Raw genomic sequence first — 19,411 nt, forward strand, 5'->3', positions numbered from 1 at the left:
AGGTTGGCAAAAAGCGCCAACCTTTAAGTAAATACAGATATAAAATTAATGTACGTGGTCGTGCTCTTCCTCTTGTGCAATACCTAACCAAGTGATCGCGGCTGGTGGGAATGTAAGTTCTAGTTCACCTTCAATCTCTAAGTCTTCTAGGTGTACTTGCACAACGTGTTGGGCTATTGGGTCGGCTACGTAAGCAAACTGACCATTTTGCGCTACTGTCATACTAAACTTCATGCCTTCAGGCATAGTTGTTACATCTTCTTGTGTAATATCAACTTGACCTGCTAGCTCCCAGTGTATGTGATCGTCGTGCGCATGCGCCTCAAGCACGTTTAAAAAACCAAGGCTGTCTAAAACTAAAAAGTGCTCACCGTTGGCAGAAAAAGAGTAAGAAACAGCGCTTGCGCCATCAGCTAGTTGCCATTCAAATTCTTCCATTTCAGCTTTCGCAGGATTTATACTCACAATCACAGCAGGGCCGCCGCCGTGACCAGATGCAACACCAATAAAGGTTTCGCTGCCCTCATGGCCGTATATACTACCAATGCGTAAGTCGCCGACGGCATCAATATTTATTACTTTTTCAGCGTGATATTCGTCATCATGCTGGTGGGCTAATAGCACACCGTCACTACAGCCGAACGCTACGTAATCATGGTTTTGTGCTGCGCCGTGCAAATCAGGGCATGTAAGTTCTAGCGTTTGTTCAAGTTCGTATTCGCCATCATGAAAATGATAAACACCCACTTGGTCAGGCAGGATTTTAGCGTTTGATGTACTTTGAGCATCATCGCGGCGAAGGGTCGCTAATAAGTGCTCACCACGCGGCTCTGCTACACCATGCATATTAATGTCGTAACTAATACCAGGTAAGGTCGCTGTTGCGTTTGTTATGTCGTTATCTGTTAATACTTCAACAGACGCAGTTGTGCCTGATGCTGCATCACCATCATAAAATACCGCTAACTGACCATCGTGCTTTACCAAGTGAGTAGGGCGACTGCCGCTAGTTAGCTCATAACTGCTAAACTCAGGGCTTTGTTCGTAATCATGAAGGTGTGCGCCGTGATCTTCACGCCATAAGCCACCGTCTATAAAGCCGAGGTAATCTTGAGCGCGGCTAGCAATCACGGCATAACGAAAGTCAGGCGACGACGATAGCGTGTTTGAATCATTAGTAAGAGTAAATGTATCAAGAAGCTCATTGTCGTCTAAGTCGAAAAAGTTCGCTTCGTTGCTATCGCCAGCAAGTATCGCAAGCCTACCTAATGAATCAATAGTGTATTCATCACCGTGGTCGCCACCATCGCCATGATCGTGGCCGTCATCAGGTACTTCTATTGGGTCTTTTTCAACAATGTTTGTTTCTGCATCACCACAAGCGGTGATTAATGTGCTGCTTATTGCCAGTGCAATTAATTTTAATTTGAATAGTTTAGTCATGTTAATTTCCTTTATTTATAATTTTTTAGCGCTTAAAAGTAACCGCGAATACCTAGTGCAAAGCTACGACCTGGACGTGGCGCTATATTCTTTAAAAATGAGCTATGCACGCGCGCTTCTGTGTCTGTTAAGTTAGTACCTCGTAGATACACAGACACATCTTGATTTAGCACTGATAAGTCATATGAAACGCTGGCATCAAGCATGGTGTAGCCGTTTGTAGCTGTTTCTTCTGGTGCTGTGCGGTCTTGCTCTTGATAGCGAGTTACGTGGAGGTGCGCACTCAGCTTATTTGTTTGGTAGCTAAACTCAGTACCAAAACGTAGCGGTGGTGTGCGTGGTAAATCGCCACCGTCTTTAAGGCGTGCACGAACGTAATCTGAGAATAAATCTACTTTAAATTCATTGGTTAACTGCCATGCAACTTGGGCTTCAAAGCCATGTAAAATTACGTCATCTGTTTTAAATAAATAAACTGGGAGTTCAGATGAGTGATCATGCTCGTCACCGTGGTCATGATTATGCTCATCACCATGGTCGTGGCCGCTTTCGGCGTATAGGCCTGTGTCGATTTGGTAATAATAATTGTCGACTTGGTTGTAGAAAGCATTAAGAATGAAACCGATATCACCTTGGGTTTTACGAAACGTTAAATCAATATTGTTTGCTGTTTCTAGGTCAAGCGCTTGCTCAGATAAACCAAAATGGCCGTCTTCATGAATATCAAATAGTGCGCCTACTTCATAAGTACCAGTTCCAATGTGAGGGCCGAATGATAATAGCTCCGACACCGAAGGAGCACGCTCAGAACGAGATACCGACAAGCCTAAGTTGTAGCTAGGTGCAAAATCCCACACGACACCTGTTGATAAACTAACTGGTGTGAATTCTTGTTCTACGTCAAATACGCGAGTATTGCCGGCATGTTCTTCATGAGCATGATCGTCATGAACACCGGTGTCATTGTGTGCGTGTGCATCAATGTTAGGTAGTAACACGTTATCAGCATCGATGGTTACCCGTTCAACTCGGCCACCTAATTGCACTAAAAAGTCACCAAAGTGTTTTTCTTCCATCAGTGCTATAGCAAAGCTTTGTGTTTGTGACGGTGGTGTGAATGCCTCAGAGCCTTGCGCTTCAACATCACTGTGTTTGTAATGAAAGCTCAAACCACCATTCCACTGCGCAAACGGGTTATGCATTAAGTCTACGCGTAACTCATTGGTTTCATTTTCAAACGTGGTACCCACTGCGCCATGTTCAATTTCAGCATGTTCGTAATCTGTAAAACCTGCGCGCAGGTTTACTCTATTAAGCCATTTGTTATCAAGGTTATATTCACCTAGCAACTGCACTTTAGTTTGCTCTAAGTCGGCATATACGCTTTCCTCAGCGCTATTAACATCTTCGCCACCATGGGTGTGGCCTGGAATGCCGTATTGACGATTAAATTGCTCAACAGCTATACCTACAAAACCTTGGTCAAATAGATAGCTAGTACCTAAGGTGAAGCCGTCAGACTCTTCATTACTATTTGCAACGGTGTAATCGCCACTATGCTCTTCATGGTCATGGTCATGGTCATGGTCATCGTTGGCTAATTCAGCGGCCACAGGGATTTCATAGTCATCAGCTTCACGCCAAAAGGCATCAGCATAAAATGCAAAAGAATCAGTGCCAGTAGTGGCATTAAATGAGGCGATTTTTTGATTATCAACAGAGTTGTGCTCTACATTCCACTCACCGCGAGTAGTGCTATCTGTTGGCACCCGATTATCAACTACATTAACCACACCACCAATGGCGCCGCTGCCATAAAATAATGTGGCAGGGCCACGTAATACTTCGATTTGTTTTGCGGTTGATGCCTCTGATGCGACTGAGTGATCAGGGCCAACGCGCGAAACATCACTGACATCAAGGCCATTTTGTGTAATTAGAACACGCGGCCCGCTTAAGCCACGAATAATAGGAGTACTGGCTACTTTTGCATGAAAGTTAGTATTAACCCCCGGGAGTTTTTCAAGGCTATCGCCAAGGGTTGCAGCTTGCTGCCGTCTTAATTGTTCGCCAGATAACACGCTAACGGGAGACGAGGATTCCATTGCCGACATGTGAATAGGCGTTGCTTCAATATCAATTACTTCAATGGGTGAACGTTCTAAGTTAAAGGTAATTGACTGGCCTTTATCATCACTAAATGTGATATCTCGATGCAGATGGGCATAACCAGGGGCGGTAATATGAAGTTCTTTTAAACCACTTTTTAAATCAGTTATTACGAACTTACCGCTTGCATCTGTTACTGCTGTTATATCTGAGCCTTCAACTTCTACAGTTGCATTAGTCACCACTTTACCTTGGTTGTTTAGAACAACACCTTCGATGGTATTTGCAAGTGCATTTGTTGGTAGTAGGGCTGCTATAAACAAAGCTAATTGAGATTTTCGTGTCATTTGAATTCCTTTGCGAATGTTATATTGTATCAATTGTGCTTGAAATGTTATATTGTATCAATAGTTAATTAACTAAAAATCACTCAGGATATATAATTTGGCTACTTCACCTACATAACTTAAGTTGAATTTTTATTTAAATTCAGTGCGTTAAGTGTTTCTGTCATTGTTTAGGTGTTATTCGTGGGGGATCTGTTTGCTGTAAAGCAAAAGTTAGTTGTTACATTTATTTATCTCTAGTTAATAAATTTTTAGATAAAACCACAGCGGAGGCATTGAGCAACAAGGATGGCAAAGTTAAAACATCAGCCCACTACATTAGAGTGGGTAATATGAAAAAGCAGCAATTTAAAGAGATGATGGGCTTTGCGATAAAAAGATGTGAAGCCTTTGAAAAAAAATTAACGCCAAAACGTCAGCAGGTATTTGAAATTCTATTGAAAGCAAATAAACCTTTGTCTGCTTATGAGTTAACAGATCAATTTAATAAGCAAATAAATACACCGATTTTGGCAATGTCCGTTTATCGGATATTAGGTTTTTTAGAGTCGGTAGGTCTGGTACATAGATTAAAGTTAGAAAATAAGTTTATACCGTGCAGTCACGTTAATGATGATAGAGAGCATCAACTATCGATGTTTTTAATTTGTAGCTCTTGTAATAAAGCAAGTGAGGTGAATGACCTTAACAATTCGGTTAAATCTTTGTTTAGGGAACTGAAAATGAAAGGGTTTACGCCAGCAACTTCGCAATTAGAAATCTCAGGTGTTTGTTTTGGGTGCCAGCAAAGTACCGCTAACACAATTAAAAAGAAGGATAAATAATGAAGCTGACTCAAACGACAGCAGATAAGTTTGCCATTGGGCTTTCGTTAATGTGCACGGTACATTGTTTTGCAACATCGGTTATTTTAGCGCTGTTGCCAAGCCTTGCTGTACTACAAATAAATGCTGAACAGTTTCACTTATGGGTTCTTGCTGTAGTATTACCAACAAGCTTATTAGCTTTGAGCTTAGGCTGTAAAAAGCACAAACGTACACGTTATATGGCGTGTGGAGTTGTTGGTCTAGCTTGTTTGATAATTGCAGTATTGCTAGGTCAAGAAGAGGCCGAAAAAGCGCTCACTTTAATTGGCTCCGCTTTTATCGCACTAGCCCATTGGTTTAATTACCAACAGTGTTTTAAAAAGAATAACGAAAATTGCCCCTGTTCAGGTGATAAATCAGATCAACTTGTTTAACACTGCCAGTGTTAAAAATAGCGACTATGTGGCATTGTAATTATAAATATCGTTTTTTAGGTAAACTAATTTAGTGAATACTGCTTTAAGGCTTTTGCTGTTACTTTGTGTTTTCATCTGTTTTAAATTAAGCGCAAATACCCCCTACGAGATCCCTAGAAGTAGTGTTATTGAGCTCACCGAACCTGCTACCAAGCGGGTGTATCCTATTTTTATCCAGCTACCTAAGTCATATGTAAAGGAGCCTAATAAAACGTATCCTGTTATTTATTTAACCGATGCGCCGTATGCATTTCCTATCGTTGCCGGTGCCACACGGTTTCCAATGAATAGCGGCAAAATGCAACAGGCTATTATTGTGGCGATCAGCTATGAAAAAGGCTCAAGAGGAGCTAGTAGTCGAGTTAGGGATTATACGCCCACTCAATCCCTGAGCTGGAAAAAACAAACCGGTAACGCTAAAAATCATGCACTGTTTTTAAAAAATACTGTGCTGCCGTTTATCGAAAAAAGTTACCGAGCAAGCAACACGCAAAGAACGTATATAGGTAACTCGTTGGGCGGTTTATTTGGCGCCGCTGTTTTATTTACGATGCCTGAGCTATTTAGCAATTATATTATTGGCAGCCCGTCGGTTTGGTTTGATAATAATGCACTGCTAGCGTTAAAAGCGAATAAGCCCCAAATACCAATAAAGGTTTATGTATCTGTTGGGGCAAAGGAAACTCCAGCCTTTGGTGAAGGGCAAAATATGGTTGAAGGCGCAGCGCAACTTGTGAAAAAAATTAATGCGCTCAATAGTGATAATATAAAATTAAAAAGTATTGTTATTGAAGGGGCACAGCATGCGACCGCATTCCCAACCACCGCAATACAAGGGCTTGATTGGGTATTGGGAAGCAGTCAATAAGCTCGCAATGGATTTTCGATGCTTTTATAGTTAAATAATTGATATTAAATCGCTTTAATGTCGCTTTTCCACTTTACCAGCGCTGCTATAAATTCGGGGCCAATACCACAGCAGCCGCCAATAATTGTTGCGCCTAGGCTATGCCATTGTTTAGCAAATGCTACATACTCAGCAGGTGATAAATCGCGGTAACCTTGCGAGCCTTCATTGGCTTTATAATCACTGGCGATTGGTGTAAAACCATTCGCAAATGCCCCTAAATCAACATGTTTATTTTGCTGTTTTAGCACGCGATTAGTGTCGCGCAGCGCTTGTTCAATAACCTCGGGAATAGAGCAGTTAAAGAATATGCCCGCTATTTTATATTCGAGTAGTGCTAGGATAGCGTCTGATACTAATTCACCAGAGCGTAATGTCGCTTGTTCGCTTACTTCATCACTTAGGGTAAATGCGTAATAACATGGCTTGTTTGAATTCTTCAGTACGCTTGCCATTACCCGCGCTTCTTCAATGTTTGATATGGTTTCACCAATCCAGATATCTACATATTCGTCTTGTGCTTTATACAGGGTATCTAAAATAGTAAATGCGCGATCACTTTGGAAAAAATCAGCACGATACGAGCCAAAGGCAGGAGGCAGTGAACCGGCAACGAGTACCGTTTGCTTTGCGTTTTGAGTCACCTTTTTTGCAATAACCGCTGCCTGCTCAGCAAGCGCAGCACCTTTTGCTTGGTAAAGCGTTTCACCCAAGTGAAAGGGGACACATGCATAGCTGTTAACAGTAATTATTTCAGCGCCAGCATCTATAAAACCTTGGTGTGCTTGGGTTACACATTGCGGTGCTTCTATTAAAGCTTGCGCACTCCACAGTGGCTGTGAAAACGGCGCGCCCATGCGTTTGAGTTCACGACCCATGCCGCCATCTAATATTATTAACTTGCTCATAATGGACTTCTATACGTCTAAATAATTAAAGCTATTCAAACATACTTTTTGAAAATTCATAATGAAACTTCATCAGGTTGAGTATGAAAAAAGTTCAACATGTTAAAGCTGTTTTTAAAAGGCACAAAAAAAGCGACTACCCAAAGGTGTCGCTTTGTTTTAATAAGGCTTAGCTTACTTATAAAAGGCTTCTACAGTGCCTTTTACTTTCATAAGTAATGGCTGACCACGACGGTCTAGCGCTTTAGGCGCTGCTACTTTAATCCAACCTTCGCTGATGCAGTATTCTTCAACGTCAAAACGCTCTTTACCGTTAAGAGTAATACCGATTTCATGTTCAAATACTTCTTCTACATAAAATTTGCTACGTGGGTTAATAGACAGTTGATTAGGTAATTCTGGTTTGTTTGTATCAGTCATAATAGTGATCTGCGTTGAATTAATTATGCGCTATTGTAGGCAATAGCTGGCTTATGCTCAAGCAAGAGATCAATAAACTAATATATTGTGATGTGCTTTTATAGAGCTGTTACATATATTATGAGAAGGGTTAAGCAGTCGATGGAAATACAAAGTAGGTGTTATTGATATAAAATTTGGCTGTCACCTTCTTGTCATTAAAATTACCTTTATTAGTAACATCTATTTCCTATAGTGCAGCGGTTGATGTTTTTGAGCTCACAGTTTTTAAAAATAACCACTACATAATGGGAATTACGGATGAAAATTAAAAAAGTCGCTGCGGCAATCGCACTCACCTGTGCGTTTAGTGCCGTTAGTCATGCCAATGTTCTACCGCAAAGTCAAAAAGACAGCAGCTGGTACAGTGCCGCACAAACAAAACTAACAACTAAAACAACGCAAGCACAAGCGGTTAAAAGCACCAAAGCTAAAAATGTAATTTTATTTGTTGGCGATGGCATGGGTATTTCTACCTTAACAGCGGCGCGTATTTTACAAGGTCAACGAAACAACCAGCTCGGTGAAGAAGGCTATTTAAGCTTTGAAAAATTCCCGTATTCAGCACAAGTTAAAACCTACAATGTTGACGCACAAACGCCAGATTCAGCAGGCACTATGACAGCAATGATCTCAGGGGTAAAAACCGATGTGGGTGTTATTGGGGTTGATGAGAAGGTTGAACGAGGTAACTGTACAACGGCTATCGGTAATGAACTATTAACAGCCACGGAGCTGGCTGAAATTAAAGGCTTAGCTACCGGTGTTGTTTCAACTGCACGTATCACTCATGCGACACCGGGTGCAACGTATGCTAAATCAGCTGATCGCAACTGGGAAGATATCTCAGACATGCCAGAGGCAGCAGTTAATGCAGGCTGTGAAGATATTGCCTCACAGCTAGTTAACTTTGAAAAAAACCTAGAAGCGCGTTTTATAGGTACCGATGTTGATGGCTTAGACTTTGTAATGGGTGGCGGCCGTCGTCACTTTTTACCTAAAGATGCATCTGCAAATTCAAATGATGCAATGAGCGCCGTAGAAGGCGATCGTACTGATGAGCGCAACCTTGTTACTGAGTGGCAAACACAATATCCAAATGGCACTTATGTGATGGATCAAGCTGGGTTTGATGCTATTGCCGATGATGCAACCCAAGTCTTTGGCTTATTTAACGAATCGCACATGCAATACGAAGCTGACCGTGCCAACGATATAGCTGGTGAGCCGTCGCTTACCGATATGACAACCAAAGCGATTGATGTACTGGGTAAAAACGAAAAAGGCTTTTTCTTAACCGTAGAGTCGGGCCGTATTGACCATGCTCACCATGCGGGTAATGCTTTTAACGCACTTAACGACACTATTGAATTTGCAAAAGCCGTTCAAGCTGCCGTTGATAGCACCGACCCTGAAGAAACGCTTATTTTAGTTACAGCCGATCACAGCCATGTGTTTACTATTGCAGGTTACCCGAAACGTGGTAACCCAATTTTAGGTAAAGTGGTTGGTGTTGGCCAAACTACACCAACGCTAGCTGCTGATAACATGCCATACACCACAGTAGGTTATGCAAATGGCCTCGGTTTTAGAAACTTAGTTGATGAAACGGATGCAGATGCAAGCTATGAAACAGCTGCGGTTGCAGGACGTGTTGAGCTAAATGGTGTTGATACAAATACGCCAGGTTTTCACCAAGAGGCTACTGTTCCACTTGGCTCTGAAACGCATGCAGGTGAAGATATTTCATTGCATGCAATGGGCCCAGGTGCTCACCTTGCTCAAGGTGTTATAGAACAAAACGTTGTATTTCATTTAATTAATCAAGCTCTTGAACTAACTCAGCAATAATGGCGGCTCACATGAATAAATTAACAGTACTTTCTTTAGCAGTAATGGTCGCATTAACTGGGTGTTCGAGTGATGACGACAAAAACAGTAATAATATTTTAGCGGTAGATAACCAAATCGCAGTAGGCTCAGCACAATGTGTTAATGGCGGCGTAGAAACGCAAAGCGGTGTTGATACCAATACTAATGGGCAATTAGAGAGCAGCGAAGTAACGCACACTAACTTAGTATGTAACGACCCAGCTACCTCATTAACGAGTGAACAGCTCGCTTCATTAAGTAATAATGCTTGGTTTAGCGACGCACAAACTAAACTTGCTAGTGCGCAAGATGCAGCAAGTAAGGTAGTAACAGAGTCAGGTAAAGCGAAAAACGTGATCTTATTTGTTGGTGATGGTATGGGTATTTCTACCATAACGGCAGCGCGTATTTTAGCGGGGCAATTGCAGGGTGAAATGGGTGAAGATCACCAATTAAGCTTTGAAACTATGCCGTATTCTGGGTTTGTAAAAACTTATAACGTAGATGCACAAACACCTGATTCTGCCGGTACGATGACAGCAATGGCCTCTGGTGTAAAAACCGATGTGGGTGTAATTGGTATTGATGAAGCAGTTGAGCGTGGTAATTGTGCATCAGGCAAAGGGCATGAGCTTGTTACTTCGTTAGAGCTTGCTGAAATTGCTGGTAAATCTACCGGTATTGTTTCTACGGCACGTATTACCCATGCAACGCCTGCGGCAACTTATGCTAAGTCGGCTGATCGTAACTGGGAAGATATTTCAGATATGCCAGCTTCAGAGTCAGCCAATTGTGAAGATATTGCTTCACAGCTGGTTAATTTTGAAAAGAACTTAGAAGCCCGTTTTAGTGGTGTTGATGTAGACGGAATCGAAGTGGTTATGGGTGGCGGGCGTCGTCATTTTTTACCTAAAGATGCAGCCTTTAATTCTGCAGATGCGGTGAGTGCTGTTGAAGGCGACCGTACTGATGCGCGTAATTTAGTGACAGAATGGCAAACAACTTACCCGACTGGTACTTACGTAATGGATCAAGCTGGGTTTGATGCCATTAGCGATGATGCCACAAAGGTATTTGGTTTATTTAACGAATCGCACATGCAATACGAAGCAGACCGCGGTAACGATATCGCTGGTGAGCCTTCGCTATCGCAAATGACCGAAAAAGCTATTAATGTTTTAGATAACAATGATAAAGGCTTTTTCTTAACAGTTGAGTCGGGCCGTATTGATCACGCCCACCATGCGGGTAACGCTTACAATGCATTAAACGACACTATTGAGTTAGCGAATGCAGTAAAAGTGGCGATGGAAAATACTAACCCAGAAGAAACACTAATCGTGGTCACGGCCGATCACAGCCATGTATTTACCATTGCGGGTTACCCTAAGCGTGGTAACCCAATATTGGGTAAAGTGGTTGGTGTAGGCCAAACAGAGCCAAGTTTAGCTGCCGATGATATGCCTTATACTACGGTTGGTTACACTAATGGTGGTGGCTTTAGAGACTTAGGCAATGAAACCGATGCAGATGAAGGATATAACTTTGCACCCGTTACAGGGCGCGTTGATTTAAGCAATGTTGATACTACAACGCCGGGCTTTCACCAAGAAGCACTTGTGCCACTATCATCAGAAACCCATGCGGGTGAAGATGTGGGTGTGTATGCAACCGGACCTGGTGCCCACTTAGTGACTGGAACTAATGAGCAAAGCTTTTTATTCCATGTAATGGACTTTGCCGCAGATTTTGTAAAAGCGGCGGATGAAAAAGTAGCGCAATAAATTAACTAGCAAAACAAACAGCCCGCACACTGTGCGGGCTTTTTTGTGTCATACAAATGCCATTATTAAGCGTTATTTTAGAGTCATAAAGTAATGTTTAACTAAGAGATTACCCCAATGAAAAAGTTATTATTTATATTCTCAGCACTGGCCAGCACGAGTACGCTCGCTCAGCAGTGCGACATTGATGCTGCGCAACTAAAAGCCGACTATAAAATTACCAATCAGCACAAATCGCAGCACAGCACCCAGTCACTTACTCTTTGGCGAAACAATCAGCAAGTGGCTCATCAAAGTGAAACACTAACCGAGCTTTGGCAGCAGCTAAGTAATAACCAGCTTCGTCCTATTCGTTACTTTAATGCCGAACAACGCGGTATTGAGTACCAACCATCGGAGGTACGTGGAGTGCAAAATTGGAGTGCTAAAAGTCAGCTGGTGGATAACCATTTAATTGCAAAAATGACCCTAGTAAGTTCACAAGGTGAGGGTTGTAATGAGGTAAAAAATTATGTGCTTAATGAGGGCGATAACCAATTTAAGCTGGCTTTTCTCCCGCAAGCAAAATTAGTTAAAACTTTTAGTGTGACCAATAAAAAAAGTGATACTCAAACCTTGCTTAGCTTAAATGATGTAAACAGTGATACACCTGCAATTAAGGCTCAGTTTGCAAAATGGGATAACTTTCAAACCACCGATTACGCGGATATTGGCGATAACGAAAGCGATCCATTTTTAGCTAAAATGATTAACCTAGGTTTTATAGAGCACGGCGCTACCGGTTTTTATAACCAGCAAGGCGAAGCTATTCAAGGTGGGCATCATCATTAGCGTTTTTTGGCTTAATCGTGCTCTCGGTTAAGCCATTTTTATAGTCGTTGGCGTCACAGGTATTTAAGTTTTGCCGTGCTTGTTTATCTTGTTGTAATACTTGCTTTAAATCCTCCATACGCTGACGCACAGCCACACCATAACTGGCATCATCACCCCATAGTTCGGCAAGTTGCAGTACCGCTGCACGGTCGTGATCTCTAAATAATTTACCAGCACGTTCAGCATCTTCTTTGCTATTACCAAGCAATTGCAACGATTCTATGGCTAAGTTTATGGCTGAGTCGACGGTTTCGCGGTTAAATGCATCTACTTTTAAATTAAGTAATTGGTATGCATGGCGGCGATCTATGGCACGCGCTACTATTTTTAATTGTGGATAGTTTTTATGCGCCAGCTTAATAATCTCAATGGTTTTATCAGGGTTATCAATTGCAACAACCAGCATTTGTGCTGTGTGCGCGCCTGCTGCTTCAAGCAGTTCTTGGCGTGCTGCATCACCATAAAATACGGTATTACCAAAGCGGCGCAGCAGTTCTATTTGGCTTGGGCTGTGATCAAGTACGGTAATTTCGTAGCCTTGCGCATGTAATAAACGTCCCATTATTTGCCCAAAACGGCCATATCCGGCAATGATCACATGTTTTGCTGTGCTTATTTGTTCTGGTTTATCAAACTCGGGCTTAGTGCTACTACTTCGTTTTTGTAGTTGTTCATAAAACATCAGGAGTAAAGGGGCTATTAGCATAGATACCGCAACCACTAAGGTCACTAGGCTGGTTTGCTCTGGAGTTAAAATACTTAATGTGGTGGTCACGCTTAAAAGTACAAACGCAAATTCTCCACCTTGTGCGAGTGCTAGAGTAAACAAGAGTTTTTGCTTTGAGCTGATATTAAATGTGACAGCAAGGGCAAATAAAATGCAGGCTTTAATGACAATTAATAACACCACTAAGGCAATCACGATACTGAACTGGTTAAACAGCAATTCAAAATTAATTGATGCGCCAACCGTGATAAAAAATAACCCCAGTAATAAGCCTTTAAAGGGCTCTATATCGGCTTCTAGCTCGTGTCTAAATTCACTTTCGGCCAATACAACACCGGCTAAAAAAGTACCGAGTGCGGGTGATAAGCCAATACTTTGCATCACTAGCGAAATAGCCACCACTAAAAACAATGCAAAAATTGTGAATATTTCACGCATGTGGGTTTGCGCGATGTATCTAAACAGTGGTGCCGATACATATTTACCGCCAGCAATAATAGCGGCAATAACCGCAACAGAAACCCCTACTTGTTGCCAAATAGGCCAGCTAGCAATGATGGAGTCGTTAATGTCTTTTGAGTTACCTTGTGGTGCAAAAGCGAGTAAGGGGAGCAGCGCTAAAATAGGAATAATGGCGATATCTTGAAATAATAAAACTGAAAATGCATTTTGTCCGGCCTCTTGCTTTAACCAGCCTTTTTCTTCAAGGCTTTGCAGCACAATAGCCGTTGAAGATAGCGCGAGCATTAAGCCTATAGCCAGTGCGGTTTGCCAATGCATAGCAAAAAACCAATAACAAAAAGCAAAAATAGCTGCTGCACTTAATACTACTTGTAATCCGCCAAGCCCTAAAATTGAGTGGCGCAGAGTCCACAAACGCGAAGGTTGCAGTTCAAGGCCGACCAAAAATAGCATCATCACTACGCCAAATTCGGCAAAGTGCATTACATCGGTTTGGTCACCTACAACTCCTAATGCATATGGGCCTATCAAAATGCCGGCAATTAAATAACCCAGCACAGAGCCAAGCCCAAGTCGTTTTGCTATGGGAACTGCAACGATAGCGGCGGCTAAGTAAATTAAAGCAATTTCTAGCATGGGGTGCTCTCTTGAGGTTAGGAGTTATTTATATTTTGATACTACTATAAATTAAGTTTGAGTTAATTGTGAAAGAAACATTATTAACGCATACTAATCCGCAATACTATTTAATCATTTGAAGGGGTAAACCAGATGTTAGTTGCGTTAAAAACTTCTCTTTTAGAACAACTAAATAACAATGTTTTACCTTGCTATCGACACGATTGCCCTCCCTCAAAATAGTTCACTTAATTAAGCGAATTGGTATTACTTTATTGTGTACCATTAAATTTAATAATATGTTTTTTATAGGAACTAAAATGAGTATTAAGCTGCTTTTAAAAATTATGCTGACCACTGTGTTTGCTGCGGTATTTACACAAACGGTGCAAGCTCAACAGTACAAGGTTGAGTTTGAACCACAGCGAGCTGAGCTTGAACAGCAAATTACTGGTGATGAATTTAATGACTATTTAGTTAGTGCAAAAGCAGGTGATATTCTGAATGTGACCCTGACTCCTTCAAATTTAAGTAACTACTTTAATATTTTGCCCTTAGACAGTAATGAAGCCGTATTTATTGGCTCAATAGAAGGGCATGAAGCTAAATATCAACTCAGCACAGATGGAGATTATATTGTGCGAGTTTATTTAATGCGTAATGCAGCGAGACGTGGTGAAACAAGTGATTATAAGTTAACCATCATTAAACATGCAGGTGTAGCCGTGCCTGTAAAAACTATGCACCCAAGCTGGGATAGCGATGGCGATGGAATAAATGATTGTGAAAACGATGGCAGCTGTGACCACACTATTGATTATACAAAGCCAAAAACGGTCAATTAATTGACCGTTTTATATAATTCGAAAGCAAAATTAGATTATTAGTCTAGCTTTACTGAACCAGAGATATTATCGATGCTAACATCGCCAGAGCCTGCTTCTGTAATAGTTAGCCCTTTAGCGTGATTAACGCGAATATCGCCAGAGCCATCTTCAATAGTTACGCTTGAGTCAATATGTTCAATCAGCATATCTCCAGAGTTATCGTCTACGGTAACTGCGCCATTAATATGCTTGATAGTTATGCCGCCCGAGCCATCTTCAACGTTTAATGCGCCTGTTACATTAGTGACTTGCATTTCGCCAGAGCCATCTTCAATTGCGACATTACCACTGACATTATCAATATCAATGCTACCTGAACCATCATTTAATGCTAAATCGCCGACTACATTTTTTACGTAAATACTGCCCGAGCCATCGTCAATATTTAAGTTTTTAGCACTATTAATATCAATACTGCCAGAGCCATCTTTTACATCAATATTGCTTTGCATCGCGTTAATAACAATATCGCCTGAGCCGTCGTTAATATCTAAATTTAGCTTGTTAGGTACAGTGACCACTAAATCAATACTTGGTGATTGACCGCTGTAAAAGGTAATTCCAGTATTACTTTTGTTTTGTGCAATAAGCTTTGCTTGTGTACCGTTTTGCTCGAGTGTGAGTTCGTATTCATCGTCAATGTCGGCAGTGTATATAGTGGCGTTAACACTAATACTGGTTGCTGTTGATGAGCCTGTTATTTTAAGTGAACCTGCGCCGCTTAGTACGTCTAGGTATTCAAGGTTATTGCTAGGTAATGTAAGTTGTTGTGTTTGTTTTACCGACGCAACGCTAGGCGATATATGAAATACACAACCGCTGAGTAATAAAATACCGCTAATTAGTGAAACGGGCTTAGTGAAGTTGAATAGAGTTGATGCGCTCATGTTTAGTCCTTTGATATTGATTATTTTAGTTAATATACAAAGTATAGAGCAAAAATGAGACCGAAATGTAAGTTATTGTTTTATATGAAATGACAGTGATTGCTAAAAAGATAAAATGCCAAAATATGGTGAAAAAGACTAAATGTTAATAAAAAGGATGCGCGATGCATCCTTTTGTAATTACTCTATTTTTAATTGATGTTTACTTAAAAGCTATAAGTAATGTTACCGTATAAAAAGCGCCCATCTAAACTGTAGGGTGTATAAGGCGTGTATGGAAATATTTGCCCAAAGTTAGAGTAGCCAATGTTATCTACCGTTGCTTGTGGATACTGATCAAATAGGTTATTTGCACCTACTGCAAACTTCCACGCATCATTAGGGCGATAAGCAACTTCTAAATCAGTGATCCATTTGGCATCTAAATATTCATCACCATCGCTGGTAGTTGAAATATCTGCCACTTCCCCATAGCGAGTTGCACGCAAGGTTGTTTGCCATTGGTTAAAGCTCCAAACGGCTGATAGGTTTAGCTTGTTATCGGGTGTGCCTTGCTCAAAACGACCGACTTCACGACGGGCAAATACCACGTAGTCATCACCTAAAGAACTTAGCTCGCTTGGGTTTGCATCAACATGAGTCACTTCGGTGTCATTAATGTTTGCTGCTGCGTTTAAGCGCAGATCACCCAATGTATTTAAATCAAGCATGTACGTTGCCACAATATCAACACCTTGCGTGCGCGAATCTATGGCGTTAGTAAAGTAACGCACACTTTCGGTATTTAGTTCGCCCGCATTGGCTAGAATTTGCTGCACAGCGTTACCGCTTAAGTTTTCAGAGAGTACGATCCGGTCATCAATATCAATGCGGTACGCATCAACCGTTAAACTAAAGTTACCTTGGGTATAAACAAATCCAGCGGTAACATTAACCGAGTCTTCGGCATCGAGCTGTTTTGCACCTAATGCTTGCGCTGCAGGAGCAGAGCTTGGAAATAGGCCAACTTCAAAAGGCTGGTTATTTTCAAGAATAGTCGATATTTGACGGTACGAGCTTTGTGCAAGTGACGGCGCACGAAACCCAGTACTGGCAGCACCACGTAATGATAGGTTGTCGGTAATACTGTAACGCGTGGCTAATTTTGAAGTAAATGTGTTACCAAAATCGCTGTAATCTTCATAACGACTGGCTAAAACTACATTCCACTTATCAGTTAAATAAGTGTCAAATTCAGCAAATACGGCAACGTTATGACGGCTTTCGTTAGTTGCGCTTTGTGGTCCAAAACCAGGAAGCACTTGCGCGCCGCCAGCAGCAATTGGGTTGCCGTTGTCATCAAGTGCAGTAATATAAGAAGCTTCTTCACCTTGCTCTATTTTATAGCTTTCACGGCGATACTCAGCACCAATAGTGAAAAATATATCATCAGGTAGGCCAAAATCAACGGTGGTATTTGCATCAAAATTAACTAAAAATTGATCGTAAACCATGGCGCCGTTATCAAACTCAGTTTGGCTATTAGTACCTAGCGAAGTATTTAGGCTATTTACAACCCCTAAACCAAAGTCATTTCGACCATAGTTAGTACTTACATCCCATGCCCAATCGCCACTCTCGCCTTGTAAACCAAATGCCAGCGAGTAATCTTTTACGTCTGTAGCAATTTGTGGCAAAAAGCCATTGGGGTATAGCTCTAAAACATTGCGGCTGTCTTTTGCGCGGCGGTAAAATCCGCCCGAGTTACCTTCACGCTCAGAATAGCTACCAAACGAATAAACATTAAAGCCGTTATCTAAGTCGTATCCCATGTTGTAAAACAACGCGTAATCTTCAAGCTCAGCTTTACCAAAACGATGATTATAGCGGTTGATTGTAAATTCGCGTGGGTCTAGGCTGCCATCATCTAGGCGGCTGTATTGTTCGCGCGGATCAAAACCAGAGCGTTGAGTTGAGTCGTTATCACGGTATTCAATCGAGACGTTTAAAAAGCCATTGTCTGCCAGTGAAAAACCAGAATTTGCGCTAATTGTGCGGGTATTACCGTCGTTAACTTGACGATCGTCGCCTAAATTAAAAGCAAGGTTACCGTTCTCATCAGCATAAGTGCTATTTAGTTGTGGTACACCGGCCATTTGGCTGTCGTATTGGCCATAAGTTACGCTAACACTACCGCCTTCGGTTGCATCTTTTAAAACAATATTGATTACACCCGCAATGGCGTCAGAACCATATTGTGCTGCTGCCCCATCACGTAGTACCTCAACACGCTTAATTGCAGAGGTGGGGATCATGTTTAAATCAACCGCGGTAGAGCCGCGACCAACCGTACCGCCTAAGTTTAATAACGCACCAGAGTGGCGACGTTTACCATTAATAAGCACTAGAGTGTGATCAGGTGCAAGGCCTCTTAAAACCGCTGGGCGAGCATGATCAGTACCATCAGACAGTGTGGCACTTGGGTAGTTAAAGCTTGGTACTTGGTTAGCGAGCACTTGGCTGATTTCAAGTTGACCTGTGCTTGCCATATCGTCGCTGCTAATAATATCCACAGGCACGGTACTTTGCGCAATACTTCGTAAGCTGCGGCGCGTGCCAGTTACTGAAATTACTTCGATATTCTCTTCCACTTGGTTAGTTTGCTCAGCCGCATTCGCAACTGAAAAAGAGGCGCTAAGTGCGGTGGTAATAGCCAAGCTAAGTGCTAATTTTTTATTAGCTGATAAATGCTGAAAAGTCATTAAGCGTGCCTTGAAGATTTTGAAAAGTGCGCATCATATAGAAGCGGCTAGTGCACCGCAAAGATCTAAATTGACTATGTTATTCAACTATTTTTATAAAAAGAAGTGATCCTAATACTAGGCTAAAATGAGGATAGAGCGAAAAGTGAAAAATATTAAGAATATGCCGATTTATGCAGAGAAAATGGCAGACTAAGTGATAAAAAAGGCCAAACTATTTGCTTGGCCTAATAAATAATATTTAATAATTACTCAGGTGCTACTTCAAGGGTTGTAAATAGTGCATAGCGACCTACGTCTACGCCAGCTTCATTAACTGTTACTTTTTGAGACGTTTCAATTAGGTATAAACCAGGGTGTTGCCAAGTAGTGGCAAAAAAACCGTCTTTATCTGTGGTTACTTTAATCTCACCACGGCTATTACGGTAACGTGTATCACCTTTTAAAATACTTATTTCAATCCCTTCGCCAACCGGCTTGCCATCGCTTAGTAGTTGAAAGCGTGCTTGCTCACCAACAAATAAGTCGTTTGGATGGGTTGGGCCGCTTAGCTCTAAGCCTTGACCTAGTTGAGCGGGTTTTGACGTGCCATTATGGCTAACAAAGGTATCAACAGTAGAGATGGTTTTAATTGTGGTGATATCGCTGGCGTCTTTAGGTAAGTTGGCATCTGCTTTTTTAGCGAATACACGGCTTCGCTCACCTGCTGCATTTTTGTAAAATGTCATGTACATAGGTTTTTGCGTCATCGCAATATGATAGGTGCCTTGTTGCTGAAGTTTTACTGCTGCAGAGCTTTTGCGCTTTAGGTAATAGGCACGAATGGTATCGGTAACTTGCTCGCCATTTGGGGCAAGTGCCATAAGCAGAGTATCGTCGTACTCTGCGCCTTTTGTGCTTGGACGAAATGCTTTATCAGGTGCAAAAATTTCGTTAGAAATACTTGCGTCAATCATAACGTAATGCGCTTTATCGCCAGAAAGCGAAGTGTGCGAAGGTAGTAACCAACGGGCATGTGCATTTGCCGCTGTTGATACAAGCGCCGATAAACTCAGTGCGCCTATTAATGCAATTTTTGATAAACTAACGTTCATTATTTTTCCTT

15 protein-coding genes are annotated in these 19,411 nt (G+C 41.6%); 7 read left to right on the plus strand and 8 right to left on the minus strand.

The window, feature by feature from the left end:
- Window positions 1-45 precede the first annotated feature (45 nt).
- Complete coding sequence (locus tag MTF66_RS25030) at window positions 46-1,443, minus strand: 5-methyltetrahydrofolate--homocysteine methyltransferase (protein WP_138623477.1); 1,398 nt, start codon at window positions 1,441-1,443, stop codon at window positions 46-48.
- Between the two features lie 32 nt (window positions 1,444-1,475).
- The gene (locus MTF66_RS25035; protein WP_248529017.1) at window positions 1,476-3,899 is read right to left on the minus strand and encodes a TonB-dependent receptor; all 2,424 of its coding nucleotides are present in this window, start codon (window positions 3,897-3,899) and stop codon (window positions 1,476-1,478) included.
- Between the two features lie 332 nt (window positions 3,900-4,231).
- On the opposite strand from MTF66_RS25035, the gene MTF66_RS25040 reads away from it, so the two are divergent.
- The 3 genes from MTF66_RS25040 to MTF66_RS25050 all read left to right on the plus strand — a co-directional run bounded on the left by MTF66_RS25040 (window position 4,232) and on the right by MTF66_RS25050 (window position 6,049).
- Window positions 4,232-4,723, plus strand: a complete 492-nt coding sequence (locus MTF66_RS25040; RefSeq protein ID WP_138623473.1) for a Fur family transcriptional regulator — start codon at window positions 4,232-4,234, stop codon at window positions 4,721-4,723.
- Window positions 4,723-5,139 (plus strand): MerC domain-containing protein, encoded by a 417-nt coding sequence (locus MTF66_RS25045; RefSeq protein ID WP_138623471.1) that lies wholly within the window; start codon window positions 4,723-4,725, stop codon window positions 5,137-5,139. The genes MTF66_RS25040 and MTF66_RS25045 overlap by 1 nt, the downstream gene beginning before the upstream one ends.
- A gap of 73 nt (window positions 5,140-5,212) precedes the next feature.
- Window positions 5,213-6,049 carry an alpha/beta hydrolase gene (locus MTF66_RS25050; protein WP_055012357.1) on the plus strand — a complete coding sequence of 279 codons (837 nt, stop codon included), beginning with the start codon at window positions 5,213-5,215 and terminating at the stop codon, window positions 6,047-6,049.
- Between the two features lie 44 nt (window positions 6,050-6,093).
- On the opposite strand, the gene MTF66_RS25055 is transcribed toward MTF66_RS25050, so the two are convergent.
- Both MTF66_RS25055 and MTF66_RS25060 read right to left on the minus strand, forming a co-directional pair.
- Window positions 6,094-6,996 carry a homocysteine S-methyltransferase family protein gene (locus MTF66_RS25055; protein ID WP_010392193.1) on the minus strand — a complete coding sequence of 301 codons (903 nt, stop codon included), beginning with the start codon at window positions 6,994-6,996 and terminating at the stop codon, window positions 6,094-6,096.
- Window positions 6,997-7,170: 174 nt separating this feature from the next.
- Window positions 7,171-7,416 carry a DUF3297 family protein gene (locus MTF66_RS25060; RefSeq protein WP_008112798.1) on the minus strand — a complete coding sequence of 82 codons (246 nt, stop codon included), beginning with the start codon at window positions 7,414-7,416 and terminating at the stop codon, window positions 7,171-7,173.
- 300 nt (window positions 7,417-7,716) lie between these two features.
- Here MTF66_RS25060 and MTF66_RS25065 point away from each other — a divergent pair, with 300 nt between their 5' ends.
- From MTF66_RS25065 to MTF66_RS25075, 3 genes are all read left to right on the plus strand, one after another.
- Complete coding sequence (locus MTF66_RS25065; protein WP_138623469.1) at window positions 7,717-9,306, plus strand: alkaline phosphatase; 1,590 nt, start codon at window positions 7,717-7,719, stop codon at window positions 9,304-9,306.
- A gap of 11 nt (window positions 9,307-9,317) precedes the next feature.
- Window positions 9,318-11,111 (plus strand): alkaline phosphatase, encoded by a 1,794-nt coding sequence (locus tag MTF66_RS25070; protein WP_138623467.1) that lies wholly within the window; start codon window positions 9,318-9,320, stop codon window positions 11,109-11,111.
- A gap of 117 nt (window positions 11,112-11,228) precedes the next feature.
- Complete coding sequence (locus MTF66_RS25075) at window positions 11,229-11,942, plus strand: hypothetical protein (RefSeq protein WP_138623465.1); 714 nt, start codon at window positions 11,229-11,231, stop codon at window positions 11,940-11,942.
- Here the strand turns inward: MTF66_RS25075 and MTF66_RS25080 are convergent.
- Window positions 11,917-13,809, minus strand: coding sequence for a monovalent cation:proton antiporter-2 (CPA2) family protein (locus MTF66_RS25080; protein ID WP_138623463.1), 1,893 nt, complete (start codon window positions 13,807-13,809; stop codon window positions 11,917-11,919). The genes MTF66_RS25075 and MTF66_RS25080 overlap by 26 nt on opposite strands.
- Before the next feature lie 302 nt (window positions 13,810-14,111).
- Here MTF66_RS25080 and MTF66_RS25085 point away from each other — a divergent pair, with 302 nt between their 5' ends.
- Complete coding sequence (locus tag MTF66_RS25085; protein ID WP_016899006.1) at window positions 14,112-14,636, plus strand: hypothetical protein; 525 nt, start codon at window positions 14,112-14,114, stop codon at window positions 14,634-14,636.
- Between the two features lie 38 nt (window positions 14,637-14,674).
- Here MTF66_RS25085 and MTF66_RS25090 read toward each other — a convergent pair whose 3' ends face one another.
- From MTF66_RS25090 to MTF66_RS25100, 3 genes are all read right to left on the minus strand, one after another.
- Window positions 14,675-15,565: a DUF4097 domain-containing protein gene (locus MTF66_RS25090; protein WP_248529019.1), complete on the minus strand. Its 891-nt coding sequence runs from the start codon at window positions 15,563-15,565 to the stop codon at window positions 14,675-14,677.
- A 206-nt stretch (window positions 15,566-15,771) separates the two neighbouring features.
- On the minus strand, window positions 15,772-18,306 hold the full coding sequence (locus tag MTF66_RS25095; protein ID WP_138623483.1) for a TonB-dependent siderophore receptor: 2,535 nt from the start codon (window positions 18,304-18,306) through the stop codon (window positions 15,772-15,774).
- A gap of 248 nt (window positions 18,307-18,554) precedes the next feature.
- Complete coding sequence (locus MTF66_RS25100) at window positions 18,555-19,400, minus strand: DUF4198 domain-containing protein (protein ID WP_138623485.1); 846 nt, start codon at window positions 19,398-19,400, stop codon at window positions 18,555-18,557.
- Between the last annotated feature and the right edge of the window lie 11 nt (window positions 19,401-19,411).

It is taken from the genome of Pseudoalteromonas sp. 2CM39R, assembly GCF_023161845.1.

Bases quoted from the DNA above. Each gene is read 5' to 3' on its own strand.
- MTF66_RS25065 (WP_138623469.1), top strand. From the start codon at position 7,717: ATGAAAATTAAAAAAGTCGCTGCGGCAATCGCACTCACCTGTGCGTTT.
- MTF66_RS25085 (WP_016899006.1), top strand. From the start codon at position 14,112: ATGAGTATTAAGCTGCTTTTAAAAATTATGCTGACCACTGTGTTTGCT.
- MTF66_RS25090 (WP_248529019.1), bottom strand. From the start codon at position 15,565: ATGAGCGCATCAACTCTATTCAACTTCACTAAGCCCGTTTCACTAATT.
- MTF66_RS25035 (WP_248529017.1), bottom strand. From the start codon at position 3,899: ATGACACGAAAATCTCAATTAGCTTTGTTTATAGCAGCCCTACTACCA.
- MTF66_RS25095 (WP_138623483.1), bottom strand. From the start codon at position 18,306: ATGACTTTTCAGCATTTATCAGCTAATAAAAAATTAGCACTTAGCTTG.
- MTF66_RS25045 (WP_138623471.1), top strand. From the start codon at position 4,723: ATGAAGCTGACTCAAACGACAGCAGATAAGTTTGCCATTGGGCTTTCG.
- MTF66_RS25100 (WP_138623485.1), bottom strand. From the start codon at position 19,400: ATGAACGTTAGTTTATCAAAAATTGCATTAATAGGCGCACTGAGTTTA.
- MTF66_RS25055 (WP_010392193.1), bottom strand. From the start codon at position 6,996: ATGAGCAAGTTAATAATATTAGATGGCGGCATGGGTCGTGAACTCAAA.
- MTF66_RS25060 (WP_008112798.1), bottom strand. From the start codon at position 7,416: ATGACTGATACAAACAAACCAGAATTACCTAATCAACTGTCTATTAAC.
- MTF66_RS25080 (WP_138623463.1), bottom strand. From the start codon at position 13,809: ATGCTAGAAATTGCTTTAATTTACTTAGCCGCCGCTATCGTTGCAGTT.
- MTF66_RS25075 (WP_138623465.1), top strand. From the start codon at position 11,229: ATGAAAAAGTTATTATTTATATTCTCAGCACTGGCCAGCACGAGTACG.
- MTF66_RS25040 (WP_138623473.1), top strand. From the start codon at position 4,232: ATGAAAAAGCAGCAATTTAAAGAGATGATGGGCTTTGCGATAAAAAGA.
- MTF66_RS25030 (WP_138623477.1), bottom strand. From the start codon at position 1,443: ATGACTAAACTATTCAAATTAAAATTAATTGCACTGGCAATAAGCAGC.
- MTF66_RS25070 (WP_138623467.1), top strand. From the start codon at position 9,318: ATGAATAAATTAACAGTACTTTCTTTAGCAGTAATGGTCGCATTAACT.